Source organism: Pedobacter nanyangensis (assembly GCF_003313505.1).
Classification (GTDB): Bacteria; Bacteroidota; Bacteroidia; order Sphingobacteriales; family Sphingobacteriaceae; genus Pedobacter; species Pedobacter nanyangensis.
Map to the genome: position 1 here is coordinate 65,174 of NZ_QMHO01000003.1, position 12,603 is coordinate 77,776.

Sequence of the window (12,603 nt, forward strand, 5' to 3'; positions counted from 1 at the left end):
AAAAAGACAAAAGGACGCTTTTTATGGGCATCCTTTTGAAAGTTAAAATGATATTTGGCTTTATGTTAATTCAGTGTGTTCAATACTGCATCTATCTGCGCAGTTGTTGCGGGAGCAACCGCCACATCAACATTCAGGTTGGCGCTTACTGTAAAATTGGCATGACCAAAATAAACCACATTATTTATATCTGTAGAAAGGATAATGAGCTTTCCTTTTAAGCCAATTGGCATGGAGTTTTCGTAAGAGCGGTGTTTATTGATCGCTAGTACAAATGGCAGTCCCGCTACGGTTTTGATGTCGTCAAAAACCATATAGGCCCTTTGGTCTTTAATGCTGGGCACTGCACCTGCATATATGGGGGTAGCCGTAATGGTGGTTTTTGGATTAGGGTTGCTGTAGAAATAGTCGCAGTTTACCCAACCGAAACTTGGCAGGTTAAATTGATAAAAATCTGGGCTGGAGGCCACTCTAGCTTTTTGGTCCAATACCCAAGTGCTGTCTGAGGTTCCTGTTGGCGCCCATACAAACAGGTCCATCGGATCGGTATTTAACGTGGTTGGCACCTTTACATTTACGGTAACGGCGGGGTTGAGCCTCAATGCTTGCCCGTTTTGACTGGCCAATAGCTGAAACTCGCCTCCGGTAATCAATAATTGCCCGTTGGATTGGGTTACCTTGCCCGACAGGACAATGTCCCTTTTGCTCAAAACTTCTTTTAGGCTTAGCACTACATTTCCAGTTACCGGATTTCCATTGTTATCCAGAAATGCATTGGCAGGGAAATCGAACTTCATTCCTTTTGTGCCGGTAATGCTAAATGCCGCACCGCCCGTGCCGTTAAATTTTTGCGTAGGCACGGTAAACTTGCTGTTAAATTCGGACAGGCTAAGGGTGTCATCATTGTTTGGCTTGTCTTTTTTGCAGCCAAAAAGAATGCTGACGAATAGTAGGGTGATTAAGGTTAAATTTTTCATGATGCTTAGTTTAATATTGCTTACTCTGTTTTGGCTTTTCTGCTGCCGCCTTTCATAAGCATATCAACCAGCTTGATTTTTTGTTACCCCATGTTTTTGGAAAAATAGTGTTTTATAAAAAGTTCATTTAATGAGATGCCTCGCTGTGCCTCCTCGCAAACACGGAAATGGCATTGGCACTGCGAGGAACGAAGCAGTCTCATCGCTAGCTTTAATATTATTGTTCGTATTTAACAGTTCCAATCAGCCCTGCCTAAAACAAAAAAAACCGCAGCTTTTAGCTACGGTCCTGTTGATTTTAATTATAGGTAGATTTAATTTCTATTTCAGGATTTCTCTGGCAATCACTATTTTCTGTATTTCGGAAGTGCCTTCGCCAATGGTGCAAAGTTTGCTATCGCGATAGAATTTTTCTACCGGGAAATCCTTGGTATAACCATAGCCGCCAAAAATCTGCACGGCTTCGGTGGCGCACTTTACGGCTACTTCCGAGGCGTAATATTTAGCCATGGCCGATTCTTTGGTCATGGGTAAGTGGCGGTTCTTCAGATCAGCGGCCTGACGGATCAACAATTCAGCCGCTTCAATTTCAGTAGCCATATCCGCCAGCTTAAAGCTAATGGCCTGAAAACTCGAAATGCTTTGCCCAAACTGCTGTCTTTCCTTTGAATAAGCCAATGCCGCTTCGTAGGCTCCCCTGGCAATCCCAAGGCTTAAAGCGGCAATGGAGATACGCCCGCCATCCAGCACCTTCATGGCTTGCTTAAATCCCTCTCCTTCTACACCTAATAAGTTTTCTTTAGGTACACGGCAATTATCAAAAATCATTTCAGTAGTTTCCGATGCACGCATGCCCAGCTTGTTCTCTTTTTTTCCTGCGGTAAAACCAGGGGTGCCTCTTTCTACCACAATGGCAGAAATCCCCTTGGAACTTCCTGTTTCTCCGGTACGCACCATTACTACGGCAACATCTCCTGATTTGCCGTGGGTAATCCAGTTTTTGGATCCGTTAATGACATATTCATCACCGTCTAATACCGCAGTGGTACGCATACGCAGGGCATCAGAGCCGGTATTGGCTTCGGTTAGCCCCCAAGCTCCTATCCACTCGGCAGTGGCCAGCTTTGGCAGCCATTTTGCTTTCTGCTCCTCATTACCAAAGGCCATGATATGCCCTGTACACAATGAGTTATGCGCTGCCACTGATAAACCGATAGAACCACATACTTTAGCTACCTCTACAATCACATCTACATATTCTTGGTATCCAAAACCAGAGCCTCCGTATTCCTCGGGCACCAAAACACCCATTAAGCCTATTTGCCCAAGTTCTTTAAATAGTTCAAGGGGAAAATGTTGTGCTTCGTCCCATGCCATTACGTTTTTGCGAATATTCTTTTCCGCAAAGTCGCGTACCATGTTTTTCACCATGGTCCTGTTTTCGGTTTCATTAAAACTTATTCCTATGTCCATATTCGATAGATTTTAAAACAAAAAACTGTTTAAATACTGGGCTTTATTTAGCTTGAGGCATTTAAACAGTTTAGTTAATTTATATTTGGTTGAGGGCAATGTTAAACAAATTAAATTATACTTTCAAAGCCTTTTCCGCTACTTTTTAGCAGAATGATTTGGTATGTGGTTCAATAACCTCGCAAGCAATGGCATTGGCGCAGAAATAGCCATTGCTATTTTAGATAAGTTTTTTTTCAGGTTTTTTGGTGGGTTTAGAACTTTGGCTGTGTTTTAGCCGTTTGTGCAATACTTGCTGTCGTTCTGATGATACGGGAACGATGAAGTAAATCTCATTATTTATTGTACTGATGAAATTCTTTGCCAATCTGATCAGTAGATCGTTCCATTGAAGTCCCAGAGATTCTTCGCTTTGCGCTGAATGAAAAAAAGACAAGAGCCATCGTCAAAAAACCAATGGCCTACCAACAGTACCGATAGTTACTCCTGTAGTTCGTTATATTCGCACTTTGTCATTCCGGCGTTAGGGAGAATGTCATTAATACATACGAATAAAATCCTCGTTGCACGCAGGATGACAAAATGCTTAATGGAGCTATTAAGCCAGCTTCCCTACCACAAAGCCACCCATCCAAAAAACCAACCACCTAATAATCTGCCAAGGAGAAAATATGTTGACTGAATTTTTCAATCGCTCTTTTCCGTTCAAAAAATCTAGGTTAATGAGAAAAGAATAGCCCGCTACTTCCGCATCCAGTTTTTGCACCAATGCCGATGCTGCCACAACAGTGCCCCCTGTAGCCAATAAATCATCATGGATCAATACTTTTTGGCCAGGTTCAAAGGCATCTTCATGAACTTCGAGGGTTGCACTGCCGTATTCTAAATTGTAGGATTGTTGAATGGTTTTGTAAGGAAGCTTCCCCACTTTTCTGATAGGGACAAACGGTACGCCCAGTTGTTGGGCCAGTGCCAAGCCAAATAAAAAGCCCCTACTTTCTATTCCTGCCACTACATCTATTTCTAACGAAGCTAATTGTTGGGCCAATGCTTGGGTAATTTCACCACACAAAGCTGGATTTTTGAGGATAGGCGTAATGTCCTTAAAGATAATTCCCGGTTTTGGGAAATCAGGAACATCTCTAATGACTTGTTTGATTTGGTCTTGTATCATTTTAAATTATACGTTGTAAGTTATAGGTTTTAATTTACAATCATTAAAAACTCAAATAAGGAGCAATCCGTTGTATGGTTTCAGGGTTCAAGATAAGTACTTTATTTAAATCGGCAATGCTTTTATATGGCCCGTGTTGCTTTCTATATTGTATGATGGCATTCATTTGCTTGAAGCTGAGATAGGGATGTTTTTTCAAGTCCTCAAATTCTGCGGTATTGATATTGAGCTTGCGGATGGCCTCCACCTCTATCCTAATTTGATCTTTAATTTCATTGAACTTAGGGGTGTCAATGCCAAACACTTCAAAAAGCTGTTCTTTACGATAAAAACCTCCCAGGCGTTCCCTGTATTTTACAATTCTTTTGGCAAAGGCTATCCCAATGCCCTTAATCTTATCCAGCGCTAAAGTATCTGCCGTATTTATTTCCACCATCACAGGTTCCTTTTTTGGATACGGAGTGATTGTTTTCTTTTCGAAAGGTTTACTTGAGGCTATCGATACAAATGGCAACAGGGCTTCATATTTTTTTGGGGAAATGGTGTACATTTTCTTCAGGTCTTCAGGCTTGTAAAACCTGCCGCCTTTTTTCACATAGTTAACAATGGACATTGCTTGTTTGTAGGAAAGACCAAACTGCTGCCACATTTTCTCGTCAATTAAATTGGGGTCAAAAGTTTGATAATGCACCAACGGCCTACTTGCCAGGTCCTCTATTTCGCTACGGGTATTTTTATAATTACGTTTAGCGTAACGATCTACGAGTTCCAACCGCTGCAAAGCCTGCATTTCATTGGCGTCAATACTTGGAGGTTTTAGAAAATAGTAGCGGTAAATGATTGGTGCGAAGATAGTGAGAACAATCAGTAGCAACAGTACCAACAAGCCATTGAGGCTTCGTTTGCTAAATCCGTAATGATTGATTAGCCAGTTTTTCATGAGGTTGGGTTTTGGTTACAAAAGGTTTCATCTTTTATTAATTATCTTTAATGCCGATGAAAGAGCCCTTGACCTATGTTGGCTCAAATAAATGGTAGAAAATTGAGATGTTTTCATCGTTTAGGTGTTTAAGCTAAATATAAATCTTATTTTTGACATTGCTTTATACTTTATCCTCATTATCTATACATGAAGATTATTACTACGAAAGAATTTGCGCAGGCAACAAAGATTGATAAGTTAGGTGTTCCTGGGCTTGCGGCACTGTTAATGGAAGTGATGAAACTGAACGACATTAACAAGGTATTTTCTAAAAACCAGCATTTCGAAGGCTTAGAATTTGTAGACAAGATATTGGAAACCATTGGCGTTTCTATCGACTTTGACGAGGATGACCTCAAAAACATTCCCAAAACTGGCGGCTTTATTGCCATAGCCAACCATCCTTACGGTGGCGTTGAGGGCTTGGCCCTGGTAAAATTACTTTGTACCGTTAGGCCCGAGGCCAAGGTGATGGTGAACTTTATCCTCAAAAAAATCCCCAACCTTAGCGAGTTTTTTGTGGCGGTTAATCCGTTTGAGAATGTGCAGCACTCCTCTAGCATTAGCGGACTAAAAAGCACTTTTGACCTTTTACAGAGTGGTACGCCCATTGGTATTTTCCCTGCGGGGGAGGTATCCACCTTTAACCTGGAAAAACAGGAAATTACGGATAGGCTTTGGCACCCCGTAGTGGGCAAATTAGTGGCTAAATCGAAACTGCCTGTTGTTCCTATTTACTTTCATGGCAACAATGGGATTTTGTTCAACATCCTTAGCTTTTTACATCCTACGTTAAGGACGGCTAAACTGCCTTCTGAGTTTTTAAACAAACAAGGTTTGAAAATGAAAGTGAGGATTGGCAAGCCCATCAAGATCGAAGATATATCTTACAACAGAGATACCAATAAACTATTAGATTTTTTAAGGGCCCGCACGTATGCTTTGGGTACCAGCATTGAACAAGAAAGAAAGCTCTTTAACCCTATCAGCTTATTTAAAATTAAAAAGAAACCCGCCGAAATTGTTCAGGAAACGGAAAAAGACCTGATGGTAAAGGAAGTGGAATCTTTAACCGAATATAGGGTTTGGGAAGAGAAAAACTACGAGGTTTATATTGTACCTACCACCAGCATTCCAAACATTTTAAGGGAAATTGGCCGCTTACGTGAAATTACCTTTAGGGAAGTGGGCGAAGGAACGAACAAAAAAATTGACCTAGATAATTACGATATTTACTATAACCACCTTTTCATTTGGGACAAAGAGGCCCAGATGATTGTAGGCGCCTACCGCATTGGCAAGGGCGATGAGATTTTGAACACCATGGGCAAACGTGGCTTTTATATCTCGGAGCTGTTTAAAATCAAGGAGCCTTTTTATCCGGTGCTGAGACAGGGCATTGAACTGGGCCGTTCGTGGATCAGGAAAGAGTACCAACAAAAACCCCTACCCTTATTTTTATTATGGAAAGGTATTTTGAAGTACCTGATCCTAAACCCGCAGTACCGATACATGTTTGGGCCGGTAAGTATCAGCAACAACTTTTCGAAGTTCAGTAAATCGCTGATTGTGGACTTTATTACCAAAAACCATTTTGATTATGAAATGGCCCATTACGTAAAACCAAGAAACAAGTTCAAAGCGGATCTTACGCCTATCAACACCGATCTTTTGATTGAGCAAAGCGAAAGCTTAAAGGATTTGGACAGTTTAATTGGCGATATCGAAAGCAGCCACATCAAAATCCCTGTGCTGTTGCGCCAATACATGAATTTGAATGCCAAAATCATTTGCTTTAATATTGACCCTAAGTTTTCCGATTGCCTGGATGGTTTCCTAGTGGTGGATACCCAAAAGATCCCTGCCGAAATGCTGGAGAAGATTGGGAAGAACTTTTAACCCCTAAATCCCCTAAAGGGGACTTATTACGCTACAACTCCACTTTTAGGGGTTGGGGGTAAATAGCAAAAGCCTCGACATCCATCGGGGCTTTTTGCGATCAACTAACCTAAACTGTATGATAAATACTAACCAAATATTTAACGTCACAAATGTAGGGCGGCTATGTTAAGTCCTTGTAAAAACAAGGTTATTTTATATTTATATCCTCTTAATAAAAAAAGTTGTTGATCAGATATAACCATCGCGAAAAAACAGCAATGCCCGGTTAACACACCATAGGATAAGTGCGGTGAAATAGCCATCTTTATATCATGAATCAAAAAACAATCTTTCAGTTTATTTCTGAGCCAGCCGATGTAAATTATGGCGGCAATGTACACGGTGGCAGTGTAATGAAGTGGATTGACCAAGCTGGATATGCCTGTGCCAGCTCTTGGAGTTCTAGCTATTGCGTAACGGTTTATGTAGGTGGCATCAGATTTTACTCGCCCATTAAGATAGGACACATTGTAAAAGTAGAGGCCCAGGTAATTTATACCGGATCAACCAGCATGCATATTGCCATTAACGTTTTTTCCAGGAACATTAAGCGGCAGGAGTTTGAAAAGAAAACGCATTGTATCATTGTATTTGTAGCGGTTGATGATGAAGGGGCGCCCGTAAAAGTGCCTAAATTTAATGCGGCAACCGACGACGAAAAACAGATGGAACAATATGCCATTAAGCTCATGGATTTGCGCAAGCAAATTGAAACCGAAATGCAGCCGTTTTTGTAAGGTCTTAAACAAGTGGCCAGTGATCAACCATGCACAGGACAAGGATAAAACAAACGCCACTAAGTAGTGCTGCTATGTTAAGCCTTTGCAAAACCTAGCATATTTTATATTGGCTTAACAGCAAAAATCAAATTCGGGTAAAAACCATCTTTTTTTCCAAAAATTGTTGCCATTATCATGTTAATATTGTTTAAATTTAATGTTAAGCCAATATTAATAATATGTACTGCTTCAAAAAATATAGCCTGCTTTATTTGTCAGCTTTGCTGATCAATATAGGCGCTTTCTCTAGCGTAAAGGCACAGCGATATAGTTTTGATTTTTATGAGGGTACTTTCAATTTTCAGGTCGATACTTTATTGCAACGCAACTTCACTGGCGAACTTTCGGCCAAGCATATCCAACAGTATTACCAGCAATTGGAACGTGCGCATAGCAGCGATTTGATTGCGGCATTACAGAACTACCGTAAGCAGTACCAACTTAATGATTGGCTGTACTACCAACTCATCAGAAAAACCGCCGAGCAGTTAAGTCCAAAGGCCAAAAACTATCCAAGCTATACCTTATATAAATGGTACCTGATGGTAAAATCTGGTTACGATGCCAGGCTTGCCATTGGCGATAACCAGATTATTTTTTACGTGAAGTGCGACGAGGACATTTCAGACATTCCTTATTTTATGATCGATGGCAACAAGTACATGTGCCTGAACTATCACGACTACCAAAAACTATTTAAAAAGGCTGATACTTATATTCCCGTTAAAATTGACGTTGCCGAAGCCAAAAATGATTTTAGCTATAAGGTAACTAAAATGCCCGATTTTAAACCCGAGGATTACCAGGAAAAACAAATCGCCTTTAATTACAAGCATAAGGCCTACCATTTTAATGTAAAGGTGAACACCGAGGTGTCCCGTATTTTTGCCAATTATCCAGTGGTTGATTTTGAAACGTATTTCAATATTCCGCTAAGTAGGGAAACCTATCAATCGCTGATTCCGATATTGAAGGAAAACGTGAAGAAAATGTCGACCAAAAAGGGCGTTGATTATTTGATGCAGTTTACCCGCTATGCTTTTTTATACGAGGATGATGAGGCTTTACTGGGCAAGGAAAAAAGGTTCTCGCCCGAGCAAACGCTTTTAAACGATCAAAGTGATTGCGATGACCGTGCGGCCTTGTTTTTCTTTCTGGTAAAGGAAATTTATAACCTACCCATGATTGCCCTGCTTTACCCTACGCACATTACCATGGCCGTAGCTTTTGACAAACCTGTTGGCGAGGCCATTTATTATAATGGAAAAGCTTACAGCGTGTGCGAACCTACTCCTCAAAAGAAGAACCTAAAGGTGGGTGAAATTGCTGATGATCTGAAAAAGCAGCAATATGAGGTGGTTTATGCTTACCAGCCACATTCGCGTTAAACTGTAATGATTGTTTAGTTAATGCCGTCCCATATCTCAGCAACAAACACTCAAAAAAGTTGTAATTAACTGATTATTAGTATTATAATGATTTATTTTATAGTTTTACATATATAAATAAATCATTATGACTATGAAAGACAATCGAATTTCGGAAGTTATTACTCCCGAGCAAGCCGCGGCAGCAATCAGTAGCATCGAAGCATTAAAAACAGCGCTATCGCATGTGCTCATCATTAACCTTACCAACGAAGAGCGATCTGACATGCGAAAAATGGGGGACAAAACCTTAGCTTTTGTACAAAAAGCACTAGAGTATGCGCAGCAAAATCCAAAACTAACACCCAATTTTTTAGATCTTGCTGAAGCGCAAAAAGATTACAAACTGAGTAGTGACCTTTATGTAATTGAGCAAAAATTGCTGACTTCGCTACGTGCAGTAGAAGATGTAACCATGGTAGCGGGCAGCGAGGCTTATGCTGGAGCACTTATGTTTTATCATTCTGTTAAAGGCGCTGCCAGGTCTAACGAGCCTGGTGCACAAGCTATTTATGATGATTTGAAACAACGCTATCCTGGAAGGACCAAGAAGGCAAAAGATTCTTCAGACCTTTAATTTGTGCTAAACTTAAAAGAGGACTTCGTTATAGAGGTCCTCTTTTAATATGCGAGTAAAATTTATTTTGCTTCTTTCTATTTGTGTATTCTAACAAACCTACTACACCTTCTAAGGTCAGTCGTTTCATCTCCAAGGTTCAATTTTTTTCCTTCGAGGGGCAATGTTTCTCTTCGGAGGTACAAAATATCTCCTCATCGGTGTAATGTTGCTCCTCTGAGGTCTATTATTTCTCCTCCGAAGACCAATGTTTCTCCTTAAAGGAGCTATGATTCTCCTCCAAGGTCCATTATTTCTCCTCGGAGCACCAAAGTTTCTCCTTCGAGGTGCAATTTTCTCCTCGGAGGTGCAATGTATGCCTATCGTTGTTTGCCCTGTGGTTGGTGTTGCCCTGTGGTTGGTGTTATCACCGACCACAAACCACTACCAGTTAATTAAACCGCAACGAGCTCAAGACTGCAAGCTTTGCCGCCCTGCTTATAGTGTAAAACAAAAATGGTTGGTGTTATCACCAACCAGAGGAAGATAGAAAAACCAAATTAACAAAAGCTTATGAAAGGCGACATTACCCCTGTGGTTGGTGCTGCCCTGTGGTTGGTGTTATCACCGACCACAAACCACTACCAGTTAATTAAACCGCAACGAGCTCAAGACTGCAAGCTTTGCCGCCCTGCTTATAGTGTAAAACAAAAATGGTTGGTGTTATCACCAACCAGAGGAAGATAGAAAAACCAAATTAACAAAAGCTTATGAAAGGCGACATTACCCCTGTGGTTGGTGCTGCCCTGTGGTTGGTGTTATCACCGACCACAAACCACTACCAGTTAATTAAACCGCAACGAGCTCAAGACTGCAAGCTTTGCCGCCCTGCTTATAGTGTAAAACAAATGGTTGGTGATAACACCAACCAGAGGAAGAAATAGAAAAACCAAATTAACATACAGCATATGAACGGAGACATTGATTTCTTCACGGCTACATGCCTTAACTGGCAAAACTTACTCGAACCAGATCAACATAAACAAGTGATCCTTTCTAGTCTAGAATTTTTAGTTAATGACAATAGGATATGGCTGTACGGCTATGTGATTATGCCTAACCATATCCATTTACTTTGGCGCAAACAAGATGCCTGGATAGACAAAAACATCGCCCAAATCTTTTTAAAGTTCACGGCACAGCAGATTAAGTTTAACCTGATGGCCAATCATCCTGGAGAACTGACCAAGTATAAAAGCTCACAGTCGGATCGAAAATATCATTTTTGGGAACGAAGGCCGTATCAAGCTACTATGAACAACAGAAATATTGTAGCCCAAAAACTAGATTATATACATTACAATCCGGTTAAAAAGAAATTATCTACCTCACCTTTAGATTATCAATACTCTTCGGCTAGATTTTACGAGGGTCTGGAGAAATCTACCTTTTTAACGCATTACATGGAGCATATTTATTAAGGAAGGCGTTTCCCCTGTGGTTGGTGACAATACCATTTTCCTGTTGGTGTTATCACCAACCACATTTAAACCTCTGGCTGGTGACAATACCATCCAGAGGAAAAATGTTTCGAAGACCTTTTTTGATTTTACGTACACCTTTTAGAAGGCAAAAAATGGTTGGTGATAACACCAACCAGAGGGGAAGTGTAAAAAGCCCAAAGGAATTACCTATAGGCTTTTAATCCTGTGGTTGGTGTTATCACCAATCACATACCGCTAGTAATCAACCAAACAACTAGCGAGCCCTAGATTGAAAGCTTGGGGGCCTTGTTTATAGTGTACAATGGTTGGTGATAACACCAACCAGAGGGGAAAGGGAAAAAAGCTGTTATCCCCTTCAATGTTTCGAACACCTCACACCCTTATGGTTGGTGTTATCACCAACTACATATCTCTGCTAGTCAACTAAACAGCTCAAGTTGATAGGTTTGGCGGCCATGCTTTATCGCTATAGAAGGCAAATGGTTGGTGATAACACCAACTAGAGGGGAAAGGGAAAAAAGCTGTTAATCATACCAACTTCTGAATAGTGGGGAAAAATCAAAAATATTGGGATTATCCACAGAAGTAATTTTTAAATATGTGTCAAATATATAATTAGAAGTAGGTGTCGCATATTTATTAAAGGGGTAAGAGTAACTACCAGTATTAGGGATATTATTACCTATTACATGGATCATTTGATTATTTTGATAAAGCTCTAATTTAACTCCAGACGTTTGGACTAAGTCTTTATTCCACTTAATTTCTATATTTTGATTAAAGTCATAAGTAAACAATTCGATATTTGGATACTTACCTGAAGGATAAGTGATCCAATTATCATATAAATTTAAAGGATAGAGATATTGAACCGCAACTTTGTCATAGTAAGCCATACTGCTAAATGACGGAACATAGGAATGATAGCTTCCAGAATTCATTATTGAATAGTAGTCATTGGCTGGTGTTCCTGGTATCTGCGTAGCGTTGCCACTACCTTCCCCGTTTGTAAGTAAATCTGAATGTCTTAAGCCCAAACAATGGCCAATCTCATGAGTTAAAATATAGATTTTTTGCGCATCGCTTAATGTGTTGAATAGGTTCATATTAACGAATATCTGATAATATGGCTGATCTGAATTAGGGAAACCAGCACTAGCATAAGCAGAGATATTATTATTGGCTACTACTTTAATCGAATTTTCATTTGGAACTTCTTTTGCTGCAAAACCATAGAAATTAATTTTACAGTTCTCCACATTTGCCCAGTTTCCGAAAGCAGCATGTATAATTTGGTAACTTAGATAAGTTGTATTTTGAATATAAATTCTTTCTACATTCCAATTAGAGACTGATCCGGGACTCTGCCATTGAGCAATCTTCTGTGGAATATCACGGGTCGATTGGATTTTATTTAAAGATATCAGCTCATTGTTAGCATTTTCTAAAAAATTAAAATATTCAATAACTTTTTTCAAATCAGTTTTATTTTTCTTAAATAAAATATCTCCCTCAACGACATAATATTCATCTACTTCAACAATGTTTTGTTTTTTTACGCCTGTCTTTAACAGGGTATTGTAAAGATCTTTATCTGTTTTTTTCTCGTTAATGTTAAAATCTTCTTGACTTTTCTTGCAACCGGTAACCGTTGCAACTCCTAAAACCACAACCATTGTGATTTTAAGAAACGTTAAATTTTTATTTTTCATAACAACAAGTTAACGGCCTATCATCAACAAGAAGTTAAAGGCACATTAACATATTTCAGGGATTTAGAAAAACTATA

At 39.8% G+C, this 12,603-nt stretch carries 10 protein-coding genes; 5 read left to right on the forward strand and 5 right to left on the reverse strand.

Going from position 1 to position 12,603, the window contains the following annotated elements; genetic code table 11:
• Positions 1-65 precede the first annotated feature (65 nt).
• From DUT71_RS06310 to DUT71_RS06325, 4 genes are all read right to left on the reverse strand, one after another.
• On the reverse strand, positions 66-977 hold the full coding sequence (locus DUT71_RS06310; RefSeq protein ID WP_113661700.1) for a hypothetical protein: 912 nt from the start codon (positions 975-977) through the stop codon (positions 66-68).
• A 321-nt stretch (positions 978-1,298) separates the two neighbouring features.
• Positions 1,299-2,450 (reverse strand): acyl-CoA dehydrogenase family protein, encoded by a 1,152-nt coding sequence (locus DUT71_RS06315; protein WP_113661701.1) that lies wholly within the window; start codon positions 2,448-2,450, stop codon positions 1,299-1,301.
• 598 nt (positions 2,451-3,048) lie between these two features.
• Positions 3,049-3,624 (reverse strand): adenine phosphoribosyltransferase, encoded by a 576-nt coding sequence (locus tag DUT71_RS06320; RefSeq protein WP_113661702.1) that lies wholly within the window; start codon positions 3,622-3,624, stop codon positions 3,049-3,051.
• A 43-nt stretch (positions 3,625-3,667) separates the two neighbouring features.
• Positions 3,668-4,564 (reverse strand): helix-hairpin-helix domain-containing protein, encoded by an 897-nt coding sequence (locus tag DUT71_RS06325; protein WP_113661703.1) that lies wholly within the window; start codon positions 4,562-4,564, stop codon positions 3,668-3,670.
• Positions 4,565-4,753: 189 nt separating this feature from the next.
• Here DUT71_RS06325 and DUT71_RS06330 point away from each other — a divergent pair, with 189 nt between their 5' ends.
• The 5 genes from DUT71_RS06330 to DUT71_RS06350 all read left to right on the forward strand — a co-directional run bounded on the left by DUT71_RS06330 (position 4,754) and on the right by DUT71_RS06350 (position 10,790).
• On the forward strand, positions 4,754-6,505 hold the full coding sequence (locus DUT71_RS06330; protein ID WP_113661704.1) for a lysophospholipid acyltransferase family protein: 1,752 nt from the start codon (positions 4,754-4,756) through the stop codon (positions 6,503-6,505).
• A gap of 314 nt (positions 6,506-6,819) precedes the next feature.
• Entirely contained in the window at positions 6,820-7,284 is a 465-nt protein-coding gene (locus DUT71_RS06335) for an acyl-CoA thioesterase (protein ID WP_113661705.1), read from the forward strand.
• Positions 7,285-7,505: 221 nt separating this feature from the next.
• Entirely contained in the window at positions 7,506-8,714 is a 1,209-nt protein-coding gene (locus DUT71_RS06340) for a hypothetical protein (protein WP_240186870.1), read from the forward strand.
• 133 nt (positions 8,715-8,847) lie between these two features.
• Positions 8,848-9,330: a hypothetical protein gene (locus DUT71_RS06345; RefSeq protein ID WP_113661706.1), complete on the forward strand. Its 483-nt coding sequence runs from the start codon at positions 8,848-8,850 to the stop codon at positions 9,328-9,330.
• Between the two features lie 947 nt (positions 9,331-10,277).
• Complete coding sequence (locus DUT71_RS06350; protein WP_113661707.1) at positions 10,278-10,790, forward strand: REP-associated tyrosine transposase; 513 nt, start codon at positions 10,278-10,280, stop codon at positions 10,788-10,790.
• A 548-nt stretch (positions 10,791-11,338) separates the two neighbouring features.
• Here the strand turns inward: DUT71_RS06350 and DUT71_RS06355 are convergent.
• The gene (locus DUT71_RS06355; protein ID WP_113661708.1) at positions 11,339-12,526 is read right to left on the reverse strand and encodes a M57 family metalloprotease; all 1,188 of its coding nucleotides are present in this window, start codon (positions 12,524-12,526) and stop codon (positions 11,339-11,341) included.
• Between the last annotated feature and the right edge of the window lie 77 nt (positions 12,527-12,603).